At 65.8% G+C, this 21970-nt stretch carries 22 protein-coding genes and 1 tRNA gene; 10 read left to right on the forward strand and 13 right to left on the reverse strand.

The annotated features are described in order from the left end of the window. Window positions 1-6 precede the first annotated feature (6 nt). The 10 genes from ACIP9X_RS13715 to ACIP9X_RS13760 all read right to left on the reverse strand — a co-directional run bounded on the left by ACIP9X_RS13715 (window position 7) and on the right by ACIP9X_RS13760 (window position 10517). Entirely contained in the window at window positions 7-942 is a 936-nt protein-coding gene (locus ACIP9X_RS13715; RefSeq protein WP_400480297.1) for a deoxyribose-phosphate aldolase, read from the reverse strand. Then, a complete protein-coding gene (gene iolC / locus ACIP9X_RS13720) occupies window positions 939-1970 on the reverse strand; it encodes a 5-dehydro-2-deoxygluconokinase (protein WP_400480298.1) in 1032 nt (343 codons plus the stop codon). Before iolC ends, ACIP9X_RS13715 begins: the two co-directional genes overlap by 4 nt. Before the next feature lie 310 nt (window positions 1971-2280). Then, window positions 2281-2685 carry a tautomerase family protein gene (locus tag ACIP9X_RS13725; RefSeq protein ID WP_400480299.1) on the reverse strand — a complete coding sequence of 135 codons (405 nt, stop codon included), beginning with the start codon at window positions 2683-2685 and terminating at the stop codon, window positions 2281-2283. 159 nt (window positions 2686-2844) lie between these two features. Continuing rightward, window positions 2845-3318, reverse strand: a complete 474-nt coding sequence (locus ACIP9X_RS13730; RefSeq protein ID WP_400480300.1) for an SRPBCC family protein — start codon at window positions 3316-3318, stop codon at window positions 2845-2847. Continuing rightward, window positions 3315-3680, reverse strand: coding sequence for an ArsR/SmtB family transcription factor (locus tag ACIP9X_RS13735; protein ID WP_400480301.1), 366 nt, complete (start codon window positions 3678-3680; stop codon window positions 3315-3317). Before ACIP9X_RS13735 ends, ACIP9X_RS13730 begins: the two co-directional genes overlap by 4 nt. Window positions 3681-3892: 212 nt before the next feature. Further along, a complete protein-coding gene (gene sucD, locus ACIP9X_RS13740; protein WP_400480302.1) occupies window positions 3893-4795 on the reverse strand; it encodes a succinate--CoA ligase subunit alpha in 903 nt (300 codons plus the stop codon). Between the two features lie 30 nt (window positions 4796-4825). Continuing rightward, a complete protein-coding gene (gene sucC / locus ACIP9X_RS13745) occupies window positions 4826-5992 on the reverse strand; it encodes an ADP-forming succinate--CoA ligase subunit beta (protein WP_400480303.1) in 1167 nt (388 codons plus the stop codon). Between the two features lie 224 nt (window positions 5993-6216). Beyond that, window positions 6217-6936 carry a hypothetical protein gene (locus ACIP9X_RS13750; protein WP_400480304.1) on the reverse strand — a complete coding sequence of 240 codons (720 nt, stop codon included), beginning with the start codon at window positions 6934-6936 and terminating at the stop codon, window positions 6217-6219. A gap of 44 nt (window positions 6937-6980) precedes the next feature. Next, on the reverse strand, window positions 6981-9575 hold the full coding sequence (gene pcrA, locus ACIP9X_RS13755; RefSeq protein WP_400480305.1) for a DNA helicase PcrA: 2595 nt from the start codon (window positions 9573-9575) through the stop codon (window positions 6981-6983). 93 nt (window positions 9576-9668) lie between these two features. Further along, window positions 9669-10517 (reverse strand): inositol monophosphatase family protein, encoded by an 849-nt coding sequence (locus ACIP9X_RS13760; protein ID WP_400480306.1) that lies wholly within the window; start codon window positions 10515-10517, stop codon window positions 9669-9671. Between the two features lie 62 nt (window positions 10518-10579). On the opposite strand from ACIP9X_RS13760, the gene ACIP9X_RS13765 reads away from it, so the two are divergent. Continuing rightward, a complete protein-coding gene (locus ACIP9X_RS13765; RefSeq protein ID WP_400480307.1) occupies window positions 10580-11224 on the forward strand; it encodes a hypothetical protein in 645 nt (214 codons plus the stop codon). On the opposite strand, the gene ACIP9X_RS13770 is transcribed toward ACIP9X_RS13765, so the two are convergent. Next, window positions 11221-11991, reverse strand: a complete 771-nt coding sequence (locus ACIP9X_RS13770; protein WP_400480308.1) for a DUF998 domain-containing protein — start codon at window positions 11989-11991, stop codon at window positions 11221-11223. The two genes, ACIP9X_RS13765 and ACIP9X_RS13770, sit on opposite strands and share 4 nt — an antisense overlap. Window positions 11992-12076: 85 nt before the next feature. Between ACIP9X_RS13770 and ACIP9X_RS13775 the strand changes: the two genes are divergently transcribed. The 3 genes from ACIP9X_RS13775 to ACIP9X_RS13785 all read left to right on the forward strand — a co-directional run bounded on the left by ACIP9X_RS13775 (window position 12077) and on the right by ACIP9X_RS13785 (window position 13110). After that, window positions 12077-12149: transfer RNA gene (locus ACIP9X_RS13775), tRNA-Arg, on the forward strand. 1 nt (window position 12150) lies between these two features. After that, window positions 12151-12678: a DUF6314 family protein gene (locus tag ACIP9X_RS13780; RefSeq protein ID WP_400480309.1), complete on the forward strand. Its 528-nt coding sequence runs from the start codon at window positions 12151-12153 to the stop codon at window positions 12676-12678. A gap of 24 nt (window positions 12679-12702) precedes the next feature. After that, window positions 12703-13110: an NUDIX domain-containing protein gene (locus tag ACIP9X_RS13785; protein ID WP_400480310.1), complete on the forward strand. Its 408-nt coding sequence runs from the start codon at window positions 12703-12705 to the stop codon at window positions 13108-13110. A 67-nt stretch (window positions 13111-13177) separates the two neighbouring features. Here the strand turns inward: ACIP9X_RS13785 and ACIP9X_RS13790 are convergent, their stop codons facing one another. Together ACIP9X_RS13790 and ACIP9X_RS13795 are read right to left on the reverse strand one after the other, a co-directional pair. After that, a complete protein-coding gene (locus tag ACIP9X_RS13790) occupies window positions 13178-15091 on the reverse strand; it encodes an ABC transporter ATP-binding protein (RefSeq protein ID WP_400480311.1) in 1914 nt (637 codons plus the stop codon). Window positions 15092-15128: 37 nt separating this feature from the next. After that, window positions 15129-16784: an ABC-F family ATP-binding cassette domain-containing protein gene (locus tag ACIP9X_RS13795; RefSeq protein WP_400480312.1), complete on the reverse strand. Its 1656-nt coding sequence runs from the start codon at window positions 16782-16784 to the stop codon at window positions 15129-15131. Window positions 16785-16998: 214 nt separating this feature from the next. Here ACIP9X_RS13795 and ACIP9X_RS13800 point away from each other — a divergent pair, with 214 nt between their 5' ends. The 6 genes from ACIP9X_RS13800 (at window position 16999) to ACIP9X_RS13825 (ending at window position 21904) form a co-directional block, all read left to right on the forward strand. Next, window positions 16999-17775, forward strand: a complete 777-nt coding sequence (locus ACIP9X_RS13800) for a hypothetical protein (RefSeq protein ID WP_400480313.1) — start codon at window positions 16999-17001, stop codon at window positions 17773-17775. Beyond that, the gene (locus ACIP9X_RS13805; protein WP_400480314.1) at window positions 17772-18515 is read left to right on the forward strand and encodes a hypothetical protein; all 744 of its coding nucleotides are present in this window, start codon (window positions 17772-17774) and stop codon (window positions 18513-18515) included. The genes ACIP9X_RS13800 and ACIP9X_RS13805 overlap by 4 nt, the downstream gene beginning before the upstream one ends. Before the next feature lie 36 nt (window positions 18516-18551). Continuing rightward, a complete protein-coding gene (locus ACIP9X_RS13810) occupies window positions 18552-19337 on the forward strand; it encodes a hypothetical protein (RefSeq protein ID WP_400480315.1) in 786 nt (261 codons plus the stop codon). Window positions 19338-19584: 247 nt separating this feature from the next. After that, entirely contained in the window at window positions 19585-20415 is an 831-nt protein-coding gene (locus tag ACIP9X_RS13815) for an amino acid ABC transporter substrate-binding protein (protein WP_400480316.1), read from the forward strand. Then, on the forward strand, window positions 20416-21081 hold the full coding sequence (locus ACIP9X_RS13820; protein WP_400480317.1) for an amino acid ABC transporter permease: 666 nt from the start codon (window positions 20416-20418) through the stop codon (window positions 21079-21081). Continuing rightward, the gene (locus ACIP9X_RS13825; protein WP_400480318.1) at window positions 21068-21904 is read left to right on the forward strand and encodes an amino acid ABC transporter ATP-binding protein; all 837 of its coding nucleotides are present in this window, start codon (window positions 21068-21070) and stop codon (window positions 21902-21904) included. Before ACIP9X_RS13820 ends, ACIP9X_RS13825 begins: the two co-directional genes overlap by 14 nt. Window positions 21905-21970: the final 66 nt, after the last annotated feature.

A 21970-nucleotide genomic window follows, 5' to 3' on the forward strand; every position in this document is an offset into this window, starting at 1 on the left:
GGGAGGTTACTCCGATACTTCTGTGGTGTGGTGGAGGAGCGAAGCCGCAGCGGCGACTGCGCCGGCAACGTCGCCGTCCTGCGGGTAGAGCAGGGTCCGTCCGACGGTGAGTCCCTGCACGCCGGGCAGTGCCAGCGCCGCCTGCCAGGTCGCGAAGACCTCTTCCTGTGTCCCCTCGGGGTCCCCGCCCAGGAGGACGGTGGGCATGGTGGTGGCAGCCATGACGCGTTCCATCTCCGCGACGACGGGCAGCTTCATCCAGGTGTAGGCACTGGTGGAGCCCAGACCCTCGGCGATGGCGATGGACTTGATCACGGCATCGGTCGAGAGGTCGTTGCGGACCTTGCCGTTGACGCGGACGGAGAGGAAGGGCTCCACCATCGCGATCAGCTTGCGTTCTGCCAGGGAGTCGATGGCCTTGGCGGTTGCTTCCAGCGTGACCACGGTGTCCGGGTCCTCGAGGCAGATGCGGGTGAGCATCTTGCCGCCGTCGGCTCCCAGCGCCTCGAGGGCGGCTGCCGTGTGGCCGGTGAAGCGGTCATCGAATTCGTTCACCAGTCCGGTGAGGCCGCCGCGGTTCATCGAACCGAAGACCAGCTTGCCTTCGAGCGCGCCGAGCAGCAGCAGGTCATCCATGATGTCCGGGGAAGCGAGCACGCCGTCCACGTCCGGGTTGGCCAGGGCGATCCGCAGGCGGTCCAGCAGCTGGCGGCGGTCCGCCATGGCCACGGGATCGCTGCCGACAGCGAGGGCGCCGCGGGCCGGGTGGTCGGCTGCGACGATGAAGTTCTGCCTGCCCGCCTTCGGCCCCGGGTGGCGGCGGCGCGCCTTGGCGGCGCGGGCCACGGCCTCCGGGTCCTCGAGTCGGATGCGGCTCAGGTGCTCATAGCGGCGGGGATCGTCATCCACCGTGAGGGTGGCGCTGCCGGGGTTAAGGCTCACAGTGCCGCTCCTTCAGGGGTGCGAGTGCCGGAATCCTGGCCGGGGACTGAATCCTGGCCGGGGACAAGGCGGCCCCGCTCGGCGAGCAGGGAGGTGACCTCGGCCGGCGTCGGCATGGCATCGGCGCAGGACAGGCGGGACGCGACGATCGCGCCCGCGGCATTGGCGTAGTCGAGAACCTGGGCGAGCGGCCAGCCGGACAGCAGACCATGCACAAAGGCACCGCCGAACGAGTCACCGGCACCCAGTCCATTGACAGTCTCGACAGGAACAGGGGCCGAGACCACGCGCTCGGTGCGGGTCTTTGCCATCACGCCTTCAGGGCCGAGCTTCACGACGGCGATTTCCACGCCGTCGGCCAGGAGGCGGTCCGCCTGCTCATCAGGCGTGCCTTGTCCCACGGCCACGGCGCATTCCTGGTCGTTGCCGATGGCGACGGTCACGTGCGGCAGGATCTTGGCGACCTCGGCTCGGGCTTCCTCCTCGGAAGCCCAGAACATGGGACGGTAGTCGAGGTCCAGGATGGTGTATTGGCCGGGCTTCAGGCCGGTGCGCGGCCGGGCTTCGTGGGCCTTGATGTGCGCTTCCCGGCTGGGTTCCTGGCAGAGTCCGGTCACGGTAGACCAGAAGATGCGTGCGTTCCGGATGGCGTCCGTGTCGAGCTCGTCGGCCTTGATCTGCAGGTCCGGAGCGGTGGGGAAACGGCCGTAAAAGTACAGCGGGAAATCATGCGGCGGCTGGATGGCGCAGAAGGTCGCCGGCGTCTGGAGCCCCTGGACCGGGGTGACGAAGGAATCGTCCACACCGAACTTTTCCAGTTCACGGTGCAGGTACGTGCCGAAGGGGTCATCGCCGGTGCGGGTGATGACGCCCGTGCGGCGGCCGTGGCGGGCGGCGGCGACGGCCACGTTGGACGGTGATCCGCCGAGGTACTTGCCGAAGGACGTCACGTCCTCCAGGCCCACCCCGATGTCGTTCGGGTAGATATCAACGCTGATTCGCCCGATCGTGAGCAGTTCGTGGGTCACGGTAATCGCGGACCTTTCTGTTTGAACTCTGTACCTAAGCAGCCGAACAGCCGGGGCTACGGTGCGTATCCGGCCCCGTGAGCGGGGCCACACACCTACTTTGCCCTAGAATGAATGTCCTGTCAAAGGTTTGTACTGACATATTTACAACTTGCATTTGCGCGCTCCAACCGCCCACCCAACTAAGTAGCAGTTGAGGCGCTTCTGGGCCCCCAGAACGGCCTGAGCTGCTACTTAGTTGGGAGAGCGGGGCGTTCCGAGCGGAGATGTGCGTGCGCCGTTCGCAGCAGCCGGTCCGCCTTATGCGCCGTTACTTCTTGGGAACCGCGAGCTCTCCGGTGACGTACTGCGCCCGGCCGAATCCGAAGGACCAGTCGCCTGCCGTGTTTTCCACGCAGCCGATGAAGACGTTCTCGCCGGCAATCCCCAGTTCCCCGAGCTTTTCGGCCACGGCGGCAAAGAGGGACTGCTTCGCATCCTGGCTGCGGCCGCCCTGGGTGAAGATCTGGATCATCACGACCTCCGGCGTGCGCTCAAAGCCGAGCCCTGCATCCTGCGCGAAGATCTGGCCGGCCGGATGCTCGGTGACGATATGGAAGTAGTCGCGCTCGGGGATGCGGTATTCGGCCAGGATGGCGTCATGGATCCCCCTGCTGAGCTGCTGGAGTTCTTCCGGGCTGCGCCCTTCATTGACGTCGATTCGAACGAGTGGCAACGTTGCTCCTTTGATAGTTTGTCCTGTCATACTATCAAAGCCGCAAGTCGGGCGACAAGGGTCATTGCCAGTGGATGTTGGAGAACGACGCCGGGCGGCCACCCTTCCCAAGGGTGACCGCCCGGCGTCGTACGTTTATAGAATTTTTTGCGCAGACCGCTACTTCGCGAGAAGCTCCTCGAGCCTCTCGTAGCCGTCGGTCATACCTCTCTCCATCCCGGACTGGGCCATGCCGTCCCGCGCCTCCTGCGTCGGATAGACGGAGTGCCCCCGGATCCGGCAGCGGCCGCCGCCCAGATCCTCGAAGTTCATGAACTCAATGCTCACAACATCCGGATACCCACTGAACTCAAAGGTCTGGATGGCAAACTCGTTCTCACGGACCGTGTGAAAGATCCCGTTGAACGAATAGGTCACTCCGTCGGGACCCGTGTGGTTGTACAAATAAGTGCCGCCCGAGCGGAAGTCGTAGTGGTCGATGTCCACGTACGTGCCGCGCGGCCCAAGCCATTGCGTGATCAGCTCAGGCTCCCTATGGGCCCGGAAAACATCGGCGACGGGAAAGTCGAACTCCCGCTCAAAGTCGATGAAAGGGACTCCGTCGGGAACGGTGAGTTTAAGCGCGTTGCTCATTTTTCTTTCCTTTGACTGCCGCCGCCCGTAGCGGCGCTGGAGCGGAGCACGGCATCGAGGCTGCGGAACTGCGCTTCGCGAGCCAGCCGGTACTGGTCGATCCACGCGGTGAGGGCTTCAAGCCGTGCGGGGTTGAGGTGGACGGGCCGGCGCTGGGCTTCGCGGGTGCGGGTGACCAGCTGCGCCTGCTCGAGAACCTGGATGTGCTTCGAGACCGCCTGTTTGGTGATCGCGAAAGGCTCCGCCAGTTCATTGACAGTGGCGGGCCCCCGGCTTAGCCGGGAGATGAGACGACGGCGGACAGGATCAGACAAGGCCAGGAAGGCCAAGTTGAGGAGTTCGTCGTCGTCCGGTGCGTCCACTGTTACTGCCCTGGCTTCGTGGTTACTGTTCGTAGCCGACCGTCTTGATCAATCAGCTTGTTTATCAACCTATCGGTTGATCACCACGATAGACCCCGCGCTGCCGCGAAACAAGGGGTTTTGGCACAACAGTTTTAAACTGCAATGCGGGGCCATCCACCGCCCAATCCAGGTTCGGAATGGGCGGGAGTGACCCCGCGTTACTGGTGCGGCTAGAGGGCTGCGTAGACCTCACGCAGCAGCTTGGCGGTTTCGGACGGCGTCTTGCCGACCTTCACGCCTGCAGCCTCGAGGGCTTCCTTCTTGGCCTGGGCGGTACCGGCAGAACCGGAGACGATGGCGCCAGCGTGGCCCATGGTCTTGCCTTCCGGCGCGGTGAAGCCGGCCACGTAGCCGACAACCGGCTTGGTGACGTTGGCCTTGATGAAGTCTGCAGCGCGCTCTTCGGCGTCACCGCCGATTTCGCCGATCATGACGATCGCCTTGGTCTCGGGGTCAGCCTCAAAAGCGGCCAGTGCATCGATATGCGTGGTGCCGATGACGGGGTCGCCGCCGATGCCGATGGCGGTGGAGAAGCCGAGGTCACGCAGCTCGTACATCATCTGGTAGGTCAGGGTGCCGGACTTGGAGACCAGTCCGATGGGGCCGTTGCCCGTGATGTTGGCCGGGGTGATGCCGACGAGGGCTTCGCCCGGGGTGATGATGCCGGGGCAGTTCGGGCCGATGATGCGCGTGACTTGGTTGCCGTCGGCGTCGAGCGTGGACTGGGCGAGCGCCCAGAATTCGGCGGAGTCCTGGACCGGGACGCCCTCGGTGATGACAACGACCAGGCCGATGCCGGCCTCGATGGCTTCAACGACGGCGCTCTTGGTGAAGGCCGGCGGAACGAAGACGATGGAGACGTCGGCGCCGGTCTCGGCCATGGCTTCCTTGACGGTGCCGAAGACGGTGATCTCGTTGTCGCCGTGCAGCACGGTGGTGCCGGCCTTGCGGGCGTTGACGCCGCCCACGATGTTGGTGCCGGCTTTGAGCATGAGGGCGGTGTGCTTGGTGCCCTCACCGCCCGTGATGCCCTGGACGATGACCTTGGAGTCCTTGTTCAGATAAATAGACATGTTTTCTTTCCTAGATCTCGACAGGCTCGATCAGCGGGCGTTGGCGAGCTCGGCGGCCTTGTCGGCGCCCTCGTCCATGGTGGCGGCCAGGGTAACCAGCGGGTGGTTAGCCTCTTCGAGGATGCGGCGGCCTTCTTCGACGTTGTTGCCGTCGAGGCGGACTACCAGCGGCTTGTTGGCAGTGTGGCCCAGTTCAGCCAGTGCTCCGACGATGCCCTTCGCCACGGCGTCACAGGAGGTGATGCCGCCGAAGACGTTGACGAACACGGACTTGACCTGCTCGTCGCCCAGGATGACGTCCAGGCCTGCGGCCATGACCTCGGCGGAGGCTCCGCCGCCGATGTCCAGGAAGTTGGCGGGCTTGACGTTCCCGTGGTTCTCGCCGGCGTAGGCGACGACGTCCAGGGTGGACATGACGAGGCCTGCACCGTTACCGATGATTCCGACTTCGCCGTCCAGCTTGACGTAGTTCAGGTCCTGCGCCTTGGCCTTTGCCTCGAGCGGGTCTGCGGATTCCTTGTCCTCAAGCTGGGCATGCTTGGGGTGGCGGAATTCGGCGTTCTCGTCGAGCGAGACCTTGCCGTCAAGGGCGACGATGTCACCGGCACCGGTCTTGACGAGAGGGTTGACCTCAACGAGAGTGGCGTCTTCCTTCTTGAAGACGTCCCAGAGCTTGAGGATCACGCTGGCGACGTTGCCGCGCAGTTCCTCTGCGAAGCCGGCAGTGGCGACGATTTCGTCGGCCTTGGCCTGATCAATGCCGACGGCGGGGTCGATTGCAACCTTCGCCAGGGCCTCGGGGCGCTCGACGGCGAGCTGCTCGATTTCCATGCCGCCTTCAACAGAGCACATGGCCAGGTAGTTGCGGTTGGCGCGGTCCAGCAGGACGGAGAAGTAGTATTCCTCGGCAATGTCCGCACCCTGGGCAATCATCACCTTGTTGACGGTGTGGCCCTTGATGTCCATGCCCAGGATGTTGGTGGCGTGCTCAAGCGCCTCATCGGCGGACTTGGCGACCTTGACGCCGCCGGCCTTGCCGCGGCCACCGACCTTAACCTGTGCCTTGACGACAGTTACGCCGCCGATCTTCTCGGCAGCTGCCTTTGCTTCTTCAGGGGTGTGCGCCACGATGCCGGCGAGCACGGGTACACCGTGCGCCTCGAACATATCGCGCGCCTGATATTCAAACAGGTCCACGGTTTAGTGTCCTTCTACGTCGAAGTAGTTTCTGTACAGCCGGACTACACCCAAGGATGCGGACCGGGCTGCGGAATTAGCGCGCCCTGCGGCAGGTCCGGAAACGAGCCACGCGGCGCCATGCTCCTCTGGGAACTCTAGTCCTTTGCAGGGATGAGCCTGTTCCAGAGTACCTGTTCTGTGAGTAAGGACACTATTCTATGGAACGTAGAAAAACCGCATGATTACGGGGATTTTGGGGCCTTGGAGGGCGCGGCGACGGTGTTTTTTCCCTCCGGGGGCACGAGTTCGTAATGATCGCGGCTGATGAAGAACGCCACGCCTCCGGAAATGTTCCCGCACGCCACCCCGCCCTCGTAGGCGGAGCATCGCAGACCGTTGCGTTCCAGGTTTACGCCGTCAGCCAGGACGCGAAGCTCCGCGATGTCCTTGTTCCCCTGCGGATCAGGTTCCTGCGGACCTTTTCCCTGGGAACCGGTCCCCCCGCGAACAGATCCCCGCGGACCGTAGGCAGCTTCCATGGCGCTGACTCCGGACCGGCACTCGCCGTACGTGGTCTTTCCCTGAGTAAGCAGGGCCGAGCCGCCAAGGTAACCCAGGCCGGTTCCCGAGCAGGTGTCCGTAATATCGGCTTCTTTCGGCTCCGGGTACACCGCCAGTTCGCAGTGGGCCACCGGAACCGTGTCCAGTTTCCGGTTGCCCGGGTCGCTGAAGTTGTTCGGTTCGTACGGCAGGTCCAGGTGCGGGCCCCGGGCAGACGTCAGGGCGCAGACGATGTTGCGGTCCGCCGTGACGAAGGCCAGCACGTCACCGGCTGCGGCGAAGGGTGCGGCGTCAGTCAGCGCCGCCTGCTTCAGCTGTTCGAGCGGAGGCAGCGGCGCCGGCGGCGTGTACCCTGGGTCCTTCACCGTGACGGAACAGCCGGCCAGTAGGAGCGCGGCCAAGGCCGCACCTCCGGCGGCCCCCAGCGGCCTGGCGACCGCCACCGTCAGGCGTCGAGTTTCGTCAGCGGCGCGTAGCGCAGCAGCAGCCGCTTCTCACCGACGTCGAACTTCACCTTCGCGACGGTCTTGTCCCCGGCGCCCTCCACGGCCAGTACGGTGCCGTTCCCGAAGCTCGTGTGGTTGACCTTGTCCCCCACGCTGACCGCAATGACTTCCTTTTGCGGCTGCACCCTGTTTTTCGCGACGGCGGCCGGCACGTCAGCATTGAAGCCCGCGGAGGAGTCGGCGCGGTTGCCGCGGGCCGTTCCTGCGCCCCAGAAGGATCCCCCGTAGCGGCTCGAGCCGATGGACGCGCCGCTTCCCCAGCTGCCTGCCTGCCTGCTGGTGCCCTCGCGCTTCCACTCCACGAGCTCGGACGGAATTTCCTCCAGGAACTGGCTGGCCGGGTTGTATTGGCTCTGGCCCCACATGTTCCGTACCTCGGAGCGGGTGACATACAGCCGCTTCCGGGCCCGGGTCAGGCCCACATAGGCTAGCCGGCGTTCCTCGGCCAGTTCCTTCGGGTCCGTGGCGGAGCGCTGGTGCGGGAAGAGCCCGTGCTCCATTCCGGTGAGGAACACGACGGGAAATTCGAGGCCTTTCGCCGTGTGAAGCGTCATCAGGGTGACCACGCCCAGGCGCTTGGCCTCGGCGACGGCGGCATCAATGTCAGCGCCGGGGGCGTCCGGAATCTGGTCCGCGTCCGCGACCAGCGAGACCTGTTCCAGGAAGGCTTCGAGGGTACCGTCCGGGTTCTCCTGTTCGTACTCACGCACGACGGCGACAAGTTCGGCGAGGTTCTCGACCCGGGATTCGTCCTGGGGATCGGTGCTGGACCGCAGCGTGGCGAGGTATCCGGTTTGTTCCAATACAGCCTCGAGCGCGGCCGCGGCACCGGATCCTGCCGCGACCTCCACGAGGTCATCGAGCAGCTTCACGAAACCGAGCACGGCGTTGACCGAACGGGTGGCCATCCCGGGTGCCTGGTCGGCGCGCCGGGCGGCCGCCATGAAGGACGTCCGTTCCCGCTCCGCCAGGGCAGCAACTGCGCCTTCGGCGCGGTCCCCGATCCCGCGCTTGGGCTCGTTCAGGACGCGGCGGAGGTTGACGTCGTCGTCAGGATTAACCAGCACCCGGAGGTAGGCGAGGGCGTCCTTGATTTCCTTGCGCTCGTAGAACCTGGTGCCGCCCACCACCTTGTATGGCAGGCCGACCCGGACCAGGACGTCTTCGATGGAGCGCGACTGGGCGTTGGTGCGGTAGAAGATGGCGACGTCACCGGGACGGAGGTTGTCCTCGTCCTGCAGCCGGTCGATCTCTTTGGCGATGAACTGCGCTTCGTCGTGCTCGTTTTCCCCGACGTAGCCTATGATTTTGTGACCTTCGCCCTCTGCCGTCCAGAGGCGCTTCTCCGGGCGGTTCGGGTTGCGGGAGATGACAGAGTTGGCCGCACTCAGGATGTTCTGCGTGGACCGGTAGTTCTGTTCCAGCTTGATGGTGCGAGCGTCCGGATAGTCTTTTTCGAACTCGACGATGTTGCGGATATCTGCGCCGCGGAAGGCGTAGATGGACTGGTCGGAATCGCCCACCACTGTGAGTTCAGCAACGCTCTGGCCCTCCCCCACGATTTCCCGGACCAGGGCGTACTGGGCGTGGTTGGTGTCCTGGTATTCGTCCACCAGCACATGCCTGAAACGGCGGCGGTAGGATTCCGCGAGCGCCGGGAAGGCCCGGAACATGTAGACGGTCTCAGCTATGAGGTCGTCGAAGTCCATGGCGTTCGCCTGGCGGAGGCGCTGGGTGTAGCCCTTGAAGACGTCGGCCACGGCGCTCTCGAACGGGTCACTGTGGTTGGCGGCGCCCGCGAAGGCATCGGCGTCGATCAGCTCGTTCTTGAGCGCCGAGATCTTGTGCTGGATGGCCTTGGGCGCGAACTTCTTGGGATCCAGGTCCAGGTTCTTGGCTACCAGCGTGATGAGCCGGAGCGAATCAGCGGAGTCGTAGATCGAGAAGTTGGATTTCAGCCCGACATTGGCTGCTTCGCGGCGCAGGATACGGACGCAGGAGGAGTGGAACGTGGAGATCCACATGGCCTTTGCCCTGCCGCCGACGAGCGCCTCGATCCGCTCCCGCATCTCAGCTGCGGCCTTGTTGGTGAAGGTAATGGCAAGGATTTCGCCGTGGTGGGCGCGCTTGGTGGCAATGAGGTACGCAATCCGGTTACTGAGGACACGTGTTTTGCCTGAACCTGCACCTGCCACGATCAGCAGTGCGCTGCCGGCGTGTTTGACGGCCTCTTCCTGCTGCGGGTTGAGCCCCTCGAGGAGGGCGTCGGCGTCCGGCAGGTGGGGGCGGGCCCAGCCGCCTGCCGCACCGCCGGCAGCCTCATGGCGGCCCTGGCCCTGTTCGTAGTGGCCGTGTTCCTGCTGCCCCGGGCTGTACTGGCCCTGTTCCTGGTGGCTGGGTTCCCTTGCAGCGGGCGCAGCTCCGCCGAATTCAAGCGGTGTCAGCCCAGGCTCGGGGCGCGACTTGGTGAGCGCGGCCGAGCGCGTGCCTGCTTTGAAGGGTCCGTCAGCATACGGGTCAAACAACATGTCCATGGTGACTACAAGTCTAGGCGGTGGGACTGACACCCGGCTCCGCGCCTGTGGATAACCACCGCCACGTAGAACCAGAACCCGGCGGCTGAGAACCTAGTCCACAGATCCGGACTCGAGGGCCGCCCTCAGCTGGTGTACCGCCGTCGCGCCCCCTGCCATGAACCACTCCAGGCCGTTTACATACACGGTGCCGACGGCACCGCCCGCTGCGAGCACGATTGCCTTCCCGGGAAGCCAGTCCCACTCGGGACAGCTGTGCTGGAACCAGCAGCCGATCTCGCCGTCGGCGACGCGTCCCAGGTCGCAGGAGCCTGATCCCAGCATGCGGAGCGTGGCCGCGGAGGTGGCGGCGGCGTGCCACGGCATGGCGCACATCGGGTCTGCCAGCCAGCGGGGATGGATGTAGGTGGCGGCGCCGAGGTCCCAGAGGGGAAGCGCGCCGCGGGGGGCGCCGTCTGCGCTGAAGGTGGTGACGGGGTCACCGTTGAGGGTGGCCGGGCGTCCTGTCCCGCCGAGCCACAGTTTGTCCTCTTCCGGCTGGTAGATGGCTCCGAGCAGAACGCCGGTTTCGTCCTTGAGGGCAATCGCTGAGCACCAGTAGGTGGAACCCTGCATGAAGTTGTAGGTGCCGTCCACGGGGTCGATGACCCAGGTGCGGCCGCTGCTGCCGTGGACGGCAGCGCCTTCCTCACCCAGGACGCCGTCATCGGGCCGGCAGTTCTGCAGCTGCTGCTGCACATAGGCCTCCGCGGCATGGTCGGCTGCGGTGACGATGTCGGAAACCGAAGTCTTGCGCTGGGCATCCAGCCCGCCCTGCCGCATCATCAGGGCCAGCATTCCTGCCTCGCGCACCAGCGCGGCGGCCAGCTCGAAGTCATCGAGGGAGGGGCTCAGATTGGATGCGCTGTGTTTACCGAGTTTGTGTCTGCCGAGTTCCGTCACGGTCCCCAGCCTATCGGCGGCAGCAGACACTGCACAGCAGGCCGGCGGGCGATAATGGACGCATGGCCAAGACACCTGCACAGCGGATCAAAAAGCACGGAGCGAAGGCGGTGGTCCCGGAGCACCATTTGCCGCCGGTGATCAACCCCACCACCACCCGCTCGCCGCGGAAGGCCCAGAGCAACAGCAACCTGATTGTGATTGCGGGCGTCGTCGCCAGCCTCTTCCTTTTCTGGTACCTGCACCTGCTGACGCTGAACCAGCTCACCCAGCTTTCAGGCGGCCTGCCGATGCCCGATTCCCTGGTCGGCGGCTTCGACCAGGGCTTCGTGGAGCAACTGCGACGGGTCCTGACGGGCGATGCGCTGGGCCAGCTCAACTACCTGCACAAGACCGCCGGCACCCTCTTTCCGCTGATCTTCGGCTTCACGTGGCTTCTCCTGATCGGCTCCAACGTGGCCGCGAAGCCGCTGCGCTGGGCCCTGTGGTCCCTGCCGCTGCTGTTCGTGGTGGCCCGGCTCTGGGGCAACGTGGCCATCGACGCCATGATGTCCGCTCCTACCCTCCAGCCAGGACAGGTCGCGCTGGCGTCCACTCTCACTGTGGTGGGCTGGGTCCTGCTGGTGCTGAGCCTGGTTGCGGGCGGCGCCGCCGTCCTGCTCGGCCGCCGGTCCCCGAAGCAGGCTCCGCAGGCCACGGCAGGCTAAGCCGTCCGTGCGCCGTGGGCTTTACGGACGGCGCGCTCGTGGTGGACGCGCTGGGCGATCACCAGGCCGGCCGCCGCCAGTCCAATGGTGATCGGGTAGCCCATCAGCCGCTCCAGCGTCCCGGGCTCCGGCACCTTGAGGCCGGTCACACCCCCGGTCACCAGGGCGCCGAAGGACACAATGCCGCAGGAGAGGATGAACCAGCCCGCCGGGGTCTGTTTGAGCCAGAGCCCGCCCAGCAGCAGCAGCGCGAGGGACCCGGCGGCGAAGAACATCACGGCGCCGGCGTAGTGCCAGCCCGATCCCACGTCCTCCGGCACAAGACCCACAATCACGGTTCCGGTACCGGCGGTTCCGGTCAGCAGGCGGGCACCCACCGCCGCAAACCACGGCACCTCGCCGGTGTGCGTCACGGCGACCCGCACCCCCGGACGGGCCGCGATCCTCAGCAGTGCCGAACTCAGCAGCAGGGCGCCCAAGAGCATGCCCAGTCCCTGCACCACGAACGAAGCGTTCATCAGGCCGTGGAGGGGCGAACAGACGTTCCTGCCGTCGAAGATCCCGCAGTTGACGGCGCCGAGGTCGCTGATTAACCCAATCCGCCGGTCGTACGGTTCGGGCCCGGCCCACGCTTCGATCACGGCGGCCTCGGCGACGAAATACTGCACTACGCTCAGCACGGCCCAGGCGCCGATGTACTGGCGGGTGGTGGCGGTATCGGGAAGGAAGGTTCCCCGGACGGAGGGTGCGGAAGGTGCTGCGGCCATGCCAATGAGCGTAGTACGCGCTGTCACCTTGTATGCTTGTAAGCGTGTCCGAACGGGCCGGTCCAGCCGGAACGCCGGGACGCCCGCCCTCGTAGCTCAGTGGATAGAGCACGGCTCTCCTAAAGCCGGTGTCGTTGGTTCGATTCCAATCGAGGGCACTTGAATCTGCAGCCTTATTCCGGGCTCCGCGCTTATCTCCTGGGCGCCGTACCACCGGACGCCTCCTCCGAGGGGCACTGGTCCGTGGCACGGACGCTCTTCGACCGGTCAGCGGGCACCCGCGGCACCTTTACCGGCGTCGTAATCTTCTCCGGGAACGACGACGGCGGGCTGCGCTTCCGCGAGGAAGGCACCGTCCGCTGGCCTGCTGAGAACGGCGAAACGTTCACCGGACCCGCCACGCGGGAGTACCTGCTCGTGCCGACCGCCTCCCCCGACGCCCTGGACATGACCTTCCCCGACGGCCGGCCCTTCCACCGGATGAGCTTCACACCGGACGCGAGCCAGGACCGGCACTGGTGCGACCCCGACACCTACCGGGTCACCTACACCCTGCTGGGTCCTGACCGGTTCAGCTACGTCTGGGATGTCACCGGCCCCCGCAAGGACCTGCTGCTGGAATCCGTGCTGCGGCGCCAGCCCTCGGCCAGCGCCCGCCCGGGGCCGGCGCCAGACAGCCGTCAGTAGGCGGCGGCAAGCTAGGCTCGTAGGGTGAATCCCCGCATCATCGTCTCCGCCGTGTGCGTCTATGACGCCGCCGGCCGGCTCCTGACTGTCCGCAAGCGCGGCACCGACAGGTTCATGCACCCCGGCGGCAAGCCCGAGCCCGGCGAATCGGCGCTGCAGGCTGCTGCCAGGGAACTGCAGGAGGAAGTGGGCATCGTCGTGGACCCGCGCGAGCTGGAACTGATGGGCGTGTGGCTGGCGCAGGCGGCCAACGAGGCCGCCACCGAAATCGAGGCAACGGTCTTCACGGCGCCCGGCGTCTGGGAAGCCCATCCCTCTGCTGAGATCGCGGAAATCCGGTGGCTGGATCTGTCTGCCGAGCTGCCCGATGACCTGGCGCCACTCCTGACGGACCACATCTTGCCGGCGCTCGCGGCATCCCGGCTCCGGTAAGCAACAAGGCAGGAAAGACCCTGAGTCCGCGTACCGAAACCGGAAACGGCTGGGGCGGCCTCTTCGGTCAGAGTTCCGGGACGGCGTCCTCGGCCACGGCCGTTGCCTCGGCGAACTGCGTCCGGTACAGCTCGGCGTAGCGGCCGTCGGCGGCAAGGAGCTCGGCATGGGCTCCGCGTTCCACGATGGTGCCGTCCTCCACCACCATGATCACGTCCGCCGCCCGGATCGTGGAGAGCCTGTGCGCAATCACGACGGCGGTCCTCCCCTCGAGCGCCGCACCCAGCGCCGCCTGCACGGCGGCTTCGTTGGTGGAGTCCAGAGCCGCGGTGGCCTCGTCCAGGATGACCACCCGCGGCTGGGCGATCAGCAGCCGGGCGATGGTGAGGCGCTGGCGCTCACCGCCGGAGAGCCGGTAGCCGCGCTCCCCCACCACGGTGTCCAGGCCGTCCGGCAGGGACCGGACCATGTACTCGAGCCGCGCCTGGCGCAGCACGTCCCACATGTCCTGCTCGGTGGCCTCCGGGCGGGCCAGGCGCAGGTTGGAGGCGATGGATTCGTGGAACAGGTGCCCGTCCTGCGTGACCATGCCCAGGGTGGCGCGCATGGAATCGAAGGTGAGGTCCCGGACGTCCAGCCCTGCCTTGGGGCCCTGGCCGCCGAGGCGGACGGCGCCGGAATCGACGTCGTAAAGCCGCGAGAGCAGCTGGGCGATCGTGGACTTGCCGGCGCCGGACGAGCCGACGAGGGCCACGGTCTGGCCCGGCTCCACCCGGAAGCTGATGCCGTGCAGCACCTCTTCGCCGCCGCGGGTGTCCAGGGTGGCGACCTCCTCCAGCGAGGCCAGGGAGACTTTATCGGCAGAGGGGTAGGCGAACCGGACGTCGTCAAACTCTACGGCCACCGGTCCCGGCGGAACCTCCACGGCGTCGGGCTTCTCCTGAATGAGCGGCTTGAGGTCAAGGATCTCGAAGACGCGCTCAAAGCTCACCAGGGCGCTCATAATCTCCACCCGGGCGTTGGACAGCGCCGTGAGCGGCGCGTAGAGGCGGGTCAGCAGCAGCGCCAGCACAACGACGTCGCCGGCCGCGAGCTGGCCCTCAACGGCGAGCCAGCCGCCCAGCCCGTACACGAGGGCCAGGGCCAGGGCCGAGACGAGCGTCAGGGCCGTGACGAAGGTGAACTGCAGCATCGCGGTCCGCACGCCGATGTCGCGGACGCGGCCGGCACGCACGGCAAACTCACGTGATTCCTCTGCCGGGCGCCCAAAGAGCTTCACGAGCGTGGCGCCCGGGGCCGAGAAGCGCTCCGTCATCTGGGTGCCCATGGCCGCGTTGTGCTCAGCGGCTTCGCGCCGGAGGTCCGCCAGTTTCGAACCCATCCGGCGGGCTGGGATGAGGAAGATGGGCAGCAGGAGCATGGCCAGCACGGTGACCAGCCAGGACGTGTTGAGCATGACGATGAGCGTAAGGATGAGCGCCACAACGTTGCTCACCACCCCGGACAGTGTCCCGGCGAAGGCCGACTGGGCGCCGATGACGTCGTTGTTCAGCCTGCTGACGAGGGCACCTGTCCGAGTCCTCGTGAAGAAGGCAATCGGCATTTTCTGCACATGATCGAACACCCGGGTGCGGAGGTCGAGGATGACGCCCTCCCCGATGGTCGCAGACAGCCACCGGCTCACCATGCCGAGCGCGGCTTCTGCCACGGCCACGCCGGCGATGAGCGCCGCAAGGCGGAACACCACGTCAGCGCCGGCCGCCGCCACGATGGCATCCACCACCTGGCCGGCGAGAACCGGCGTCGCAACGGCCAGGAAGGCCATGGCAACAGAGACGAGAACGAAGGCGACGAGTCTGCCCCGATGCGGGCGGGCAAACCCCATGACGCGTTTCAGGGTCTCCTTCGAAAATGGCTTGGAACCGCTCTTGGCCCGGGTGATGTTGTACAGCGAGCGCCAGGCGACGCCATCCATGCTCATTTTTTCTGCTCCATACTGCCGGTCATGATGTTGCGCCTCATGACTTTGTGCCTGTCATAACTTCAGTGACCACGCCGTCCTCCACATTCCAGCGCGCGTCCAGCCGGACATTGTCCAGCAGGCGGCGGTCGTGGGTGACCAGCAGCAGCGCGCCCTCGTAGCTCTCGAGCGCCTGCTCCAACTGTTCGATCGCCGGCAGGTCCAGGTGGTTGGTGGGCTCATCCAGGACCAGCAGGTTGACGCCCCGAGCCTGCAGCAGCGCCAGGGCTGCACGCGTGCGCTCACCGGGCGAGAGCGAATCCACGGTCCGCGAGGTGTGGTCCGCTTTCAGGCCGAACTTGGCCAGCAGCGTCCGCACCTCCGCCGGCGTCTGGTCTGCCAGCACTCTTTCGACGGCGGCTGCCAGGGTCAGGTGCCCGGCCAGCAGCCCGCGCGCCTGATCGATCTCGCCGACGGCGACGGACGCGCCCCTGGAGGCGCTGCCGGAATCCGGCTCCTGGATCCCGAGCAGCAGGCGAAGCAGGGTTGATTTGCCCGCACCGTTGGGGCCGGTGATGCCGATCCGTTCGGCGGCGTTGAGCTGCAGGTTGACCGGTCCGAGCGTGAAACTGCCCTGACGGGCCACGGCGTCACGGAGGGTGGCCACCACGGAACTGGAACGCGGTGCCTGGCCGATGCTGAACTGCAGCTGCCATTCCTTCCGGGGCTCCTCCACAACATCGAGGCGGGCAATGCGTGATTCCATTTGGCGGACCTTCTGCGCCTGCTTTTCCGATGATTCGGTGCTCGCCGCACGCCGGATCTTGTCGTTGTCCGGGTTCTTCTTCATCGCATTCCGGACACCCTGGGAGCTCCACTCGCGCTGCGTCCTTGCACGGGACACCAGGTCCGCTTTCGTGGAGGCAAACTCCTCATACCGTTCGCGGGCATGCCGGCGGGCGACGGCGCGCTCCTCCAGGAACGCCTCGTATCCGCCGTCGTAAACTGCCACAGCGTTCTGGGCGAGGTCCAGCTCAACGATCCTGGTCACGCAGCGGGCCAGGAACTCGCGGTCGTGCGAGACCAGCACGGCGCCGCCCCGCAGCCCCTGCACAAACGCCTCCAGCCTGGCGAGGCCGTCCAGGTCAAGGTCATTCGTCGGCTCATCAAGCAGCACGATGTCGAACCGGCTGAGCAGCAGGGCTGCGAGCGCCGCCCTGGCGGCCTGCCCGCCCGAGAGACCGGTCATTTCCGCGTCCGCTCCGACGTCCAGTCCCAGATCGGCAAGGACAGGGGGAATCCGCTCATCCAAGTCAGCAGCCCCTGATGCCATCCAGCGGTCAAAAGCCACGGCGTACGCATCGTCGGCGCCGGGCGCTCCCCCGCCCAGGGCGTCAGCGGCGGCCTCCATCTCAGCGGTGGCGGCGGCGCAGCCGGTACGGCGGGCTATGTAGCCGCCCACCGTCTCCCCGGAGACCCGCTCGTGCTCCTGCGGGAGCCAGCCCACAAAAGCGTCGGCCGGAGCCAGGCTGACTCCGCCTTCCAGCGGCAGGTCGACCCCGGCAAGCAGCCGGAGCAGCGTGGACTTGCCTGCTCCGTTGGCGCCGACGACGCCGACCACATCGCCGGGCGCTACCGTCAGGGAAAGTTTAGAGAAGAGGGTGCGGTGATCATGACCGCCCGCCAGGTCCTTTGCAACAAGGGTTGCCGTCATTAGTCCATCCTCTCACCGCTGCCTGGGCGGGTCCGGAGATACCGGCCCGGCCCGGAAATTCCGGCGGGCATGAAAGAACCCGCTGGTCCGGACTTGGGGGGTGTACGGACCAGCGGGTTCGAGAAACTAGCATAGTGGAAGCTGCCGCCCACGTAAAATCGAAAATACCGGCAGCAAAGATCATGCCAATCAATTAGTCAGCAGAGAGCGTTACATGCCACTCCCCGCCAAAGCGTTCCAACGCTGGCTGCACGGCATTGCCCCCGACACCAGCATGGCTGACGTCTGCAGGCTGTCGAACGTGAAGAGAACCACCCTGGCGCAGCAGCTCGTCCGGGGCAAGGTGGCGGAAGCAACCGTTGTCAGCATCAGCCGGGCATTCAACGTCGACCCGGTTGCCTCCCTCGCCTTCTTCGACACGTACCGCGACCTCGCCGGCCCGCCCATCCCGCCACGGCAGGAGGAGCTGGTGAGCCAGATCGCCACCGTGGACCTGCTGCGGGAGGTCATCGCCCGCACCGTGCCGGGGGCTGACGGCGCCGCAGACAGCGAAGGCGGCGCACCGGAAGCAGGCGCCCGCCGCGCGGCGGAGAAATGGGAACTTGACCCCACACCGCATGCCACCTCCGTGAAGAACTGGGTTGACGCCATCGACGACGGCGAGCTCCGGCACCGCGTGTCCGCCGCCACCGGAATTGCGCCGCAGAATTACTCCGCCCAGCTGACCGCGAACCGGCTTGCCCCCGAGGTGGCGATCGCCACGTCACGGGCTGCCGGCGTCGGGCTTACCGGTGGCCTGGTGGCCTCCGGGCTGATTACGGAAGCCGAAGCCGGCTGGCCGCCCGGCGCCCGCAGGGCCGCTTTGGACAGGCTTTCAGACGGCACGCTCACGGCGCTCGCGGGCGAAAGGCTCCAGGCGCTCGGCAAAACCCTGCGCCGGCAGGAACAAGACCAAGAACAAACCGAAAAAATCTGGGAGAACCTGGGATGATCGAGATCCTGCAGTGGACAACCCTTGCTGCCTGCGCCGCTGCCGCCATATGGCGTATTCCGAGTTTCCGCCAGAAGAAGAACAGGTCCCTGTTTTACATTTTCGCTTTGTTGACACTGGCCATTCTCCTGAGCATCAAGGGGCCTTATGCCACCATTGACGGCCTCCTTGGCGGCATCAATGTGGCCAACCTCCTGCTGCGCTTCATCATCTTCGCAGCCATCTACTTCCTGGGCATCCGGATTGCCAGGGGGTTTGGGGACAACACCGGCCTGAACCTCATCCGGGGCCGCACTGGTGCCTTAGTCCTGGGGCTGATCTCCGTCGCGCTGGTGATCCTGTTTGCCCTTATGGACACTGAGGGATCATCGGCGGGCATGGCAGCGGTCAGCGCGAAGGACCCGCGCAACGCCGCACTGGTGGAGTTCTACGGCGCCGCGGGCCGGGCGTACCCGGCTTACGTCTGCGTGGCAATCCTCCCCGGCCTGCTGCGGGCCGTGGGGAGCACGCTTCCGGCGCAGCTCCGGATCAGCGCCCTGCTGATGTCCATCGGCGCAATCGCCATTCCGCTGAGCCTGCTGTTTCCTGTCATTCCTCCGGCAGTCGGCTTCCTGCGGTTCATCATCAACTACACCGCCATCCTGTGCTTTGTCGGCGGCTTCGTACTCGTCTGGGTTGCGAAGGGCCAGGCTGCCAGGAAACAGCCGGCCAGCAGACGGCACCCGGCCGCCGGCGCCTAGGAGAACCACCAAACCAACCATCCGGAAGAGCCGCCCATGATCGAGATCCTGCAATGGACCACCCTGATCGTGTGTGCGGCCGCCGCCCTGGCCCGAATTCCGAGCGCCCTGCGGGGCAGGAACCGCTCGCTTTTCCTGATTTTCCTGCTGGCCACAGCGGCGGCCATCCTGAGCATGGAACAGTTCTACCTGCCCGCCGACCGCGCAGGGGGCGGAACGAACATAGCCAATGTCCTCCTGCGGCTGATCATTTTCGCTACGATCCACCTCATCGCCTTGCGGGTGAGCAAGGCTTTTGGCGCGGCCGAAGCCCACCGCCTCATCGCGGGCCCGGCCGGACTCACCGTGCTGGGCATTTTCGTGGCTGCCCTCGTGGGCATCTTCGCCATGATGGACCCCGCCCCGTCCTCGCTTGGCCTTGCCGACGTCGGCGACAGGAGCGCCCGGAACGCCGCACTGCTTCCCTTTTACTGGGCCGCTGCCAGGGGATACCCGGCGTACCTCGCCCTCGCCCTGCTCCCCGGTTTGGTCCGGGCAGTCACCAGCAGCCTGCCGGGCCTCGTCCGCACCGGCGCGGCACTCATGGCGGCCGGTGCAGTGGCTACGGCCACCGGGTTTCTGCTTGAGTTCATCGGCCCTTCCCTCGATCTTCTCCGCTCGGCCGTTAATAACGCGGCCGTGGTTTTCTTCATTCTTGGACTGGCAACGGTTTGGCTGGCACGGGTGCGGGCGCCAGGGCTCCGTCCATCGGGAAGGCGGCCGGGAAAGCAGCAGAGAAGGGGACCCCGGAAAAGACCCGGCACGTCATATACCGACCGGTAGCATCCAAGGGATTCACAAAATCATTAGAGCATGAAAGAATCATGAATGTGTGAAAGCAGCTGCTGCCTGGCACTCCGCAAACGGAGGACCGTGGCGCATGCCGGAGCATACATTGGGGGGATGAGTGGTGGCGGCCGTTGGGGACCGCCCCCACTCAGCCTGTTTAAGGGCTGGTTCGCTCCCCCGTATGATGGCGAAATAAAGGGACTTTTGCAAAGCCCGCCGCCAGCCGACAAAAGGAACCGCCATGAACCGCTTTCCCACACGCCGCAGTGCAATCGCCGCCACCGTCGCGGGCCTGGCCCTGGCACTGTCCGGCTGCGGCGGCGGCACCGGCGGGGGTTCACAGACTCCGGCCGCCGGCGGGTCGGACACGTCCCTCAGTGACGTGAAGTCCAAAGGTGAGATCGTCATCGCCACAGAAGGCACCTACAAGCCGTTCAGCTTCCATGCTGAGGGTGCGGGTGACCTCACGGGGTTCGACGTGGAGATCGCCAAGGCTGTCGCGGAGAAGCTGGGCGTGAAGGCCCGGTTCGAGGAGACCCAGTTCGATGGCATCTTCGCCGGCCTTGACGCCAAGCGCTTCGACACCATCGCCAACCAGATCTCCATCAACGCCGAGCGCAAGGCCAAGTATGACTTCTCCACCCCCTACACGGTTTCAACGGGCGTGATCGTGACCAAGGCGGACGACTCCAGCATTACCAGCTTCGAGAGCCTCAAGGGCAAGACCACCGCCCAGTCACTGACCAGCAACTTCTACAAGATGGCCGTGGACGCCGGTGCGAACGTGCAGTCCGTTGAAGGCTGGGCACAGGGCGTGGCACTGGTCCGGCAGGGCCGGGTGGATGCCATCGTCAACGACAAACTCACCTACCTTGACTACGCAAAGACCAATCCGGACTCCGGACTGAAGATTGCGGCTGAGACCACCGAGAAGTCGGAGAGCGCCTTCGTCTTCCGGAAGGGTTCCACGGAACTCGCCGCCGCCGTGGACAAAGCACTCGCCGACCTGAGCGCCGACGGCACCCTGGCCAAGATCTCGGAGAAGTATTTCGGCGCGGACGTCACCAAGTAGATGCCGTTGAACTGGGACCTCGTCTGGAGTTCCTTCGGCCCTCTCATTTCCGGTGCTGTCACGGGCACGATCCCGCTGACCCTGGCTTCCTTCGCCCTCGGCCTGGCCCTGGCACTGGTGGTGGCGCTCATGCGGCTAAGCCGGAACGGCGTGCTGTCAGGGGCGGCGCGGTTCTACGTCTCCGTCATCCGGGGAACCCCGCTGCTGGTGCAGCTGTTCGTGATCTTCTACGGCCTGCCCACGATCGGCGTGAAGCTTGACCCCTGGCCCAGTGCCATCATCGCATTTTCCCTCAACGTGGGAGGCTACGCAGCGGAAATCATCCGGGCGGCCATCCTCTCGGTGCCCAAGGGGCAGTGGGAGGCCGGGCACACCATCGGCATGTCCCGGGGCCAGTCCCTGCGCCGCATCATCCTGCCGCAGGCGGCAAGGGTCTCCGTGCCGCCGCTGTCCAACACATTCATCTCGCTGGTCAAGGACACGTCCCTTGCCTCGCTGATCCTGGTCACCGAACTCTTCCGGAACGCCCAGCAGATCGCCGCCTTCAGCCAGGAGTTCATGGTGCTGTACCTGGAGGCGGCACTCGTCTACTGGGTCATTTGCCTGGCACTGTCCTCGGGACAATCCGCCCTCGAAAAGAGATTGGACCGCTATGTCGCCCATTAGCCCGCCCGCGGGCGCTTCCCCAGGCCAGCCGCCCTCCACGGGCAAGCCCCATGCGAAGCCGGTGCTGAGTGTCCGCAACCTGGCGAAGGCATTCGGCAGCAACGTGGTGCTCCGCGACATCGACCTGGACGTGCGCCGCGGCAATGTGGTGGCACTCATCGGTCCCTCCGGTTCGGGCAAGACCACTGTGCTCCGTTCCCTGAACGGACTGGAAAAACCCGACGCCGGCACCGTCACCTTTGCAGACACCGCAGCCGGCAAGGACCTGTCGCTCGATTTCTCGGCACGGGTGACCCGGAGGGACATCGCGGAGCTGCGTGACCGCAGCGCCATGGTTTTCCAGCACTACAACCTGTTTCCGCACATGACCGTCCTGCAGAATGTCATCGAAGGCCCAGTCCAGGTGCAGAAGCGCAAGCGGGCCGAAGCAGTTGCCGAGGCGGAGAAGCTGCTCGCCCGTGTGGGCCTGGCCGACAAGCGCGATTCCTATCCTTTCGAGCTCTCCGGCGGGCAACAGCAGCGCGTGGGAATTGTGCGCGCTCTCGCCTTGAAGCCTCAGCTGCTGCTGTTCGACGAGCCCACGTCCGCACTGGACCCCGAACTGGTGGGCGATGTGCTGGGGGTCATCCAGGAACTGGCCGAAGAGGGCTGGACCATGGTGATCGTCACCCACGAACTCGCCTTCGCCCGGCAGGTGGCCGATGAGGTCATCTTCATGGACGGCGGCGTGGTGGTGGAACGCGGGCCCGCAGCAGAGGTCCTGCGGGCCCCGCGCCAGGAGCGCACCCGCCAGTTCATCAAGAGGCTGCTCCATGAATTCTGACAGGCACCGGTCCTGACCGGACCGGCGCGGCAGCTTCCGTCAGCTGCCGTCAGATGCTGCGCCGGC

It is taken from the genome of Arthrobacter sp. NPDC093125, assembly GCF_044754225.1.
Classification (GTDB): domain Bacteria; phylum Actinomycetota; class Actinomycetes; order Actinomycetales; family Micrococcaceae; genus Arthrobacter.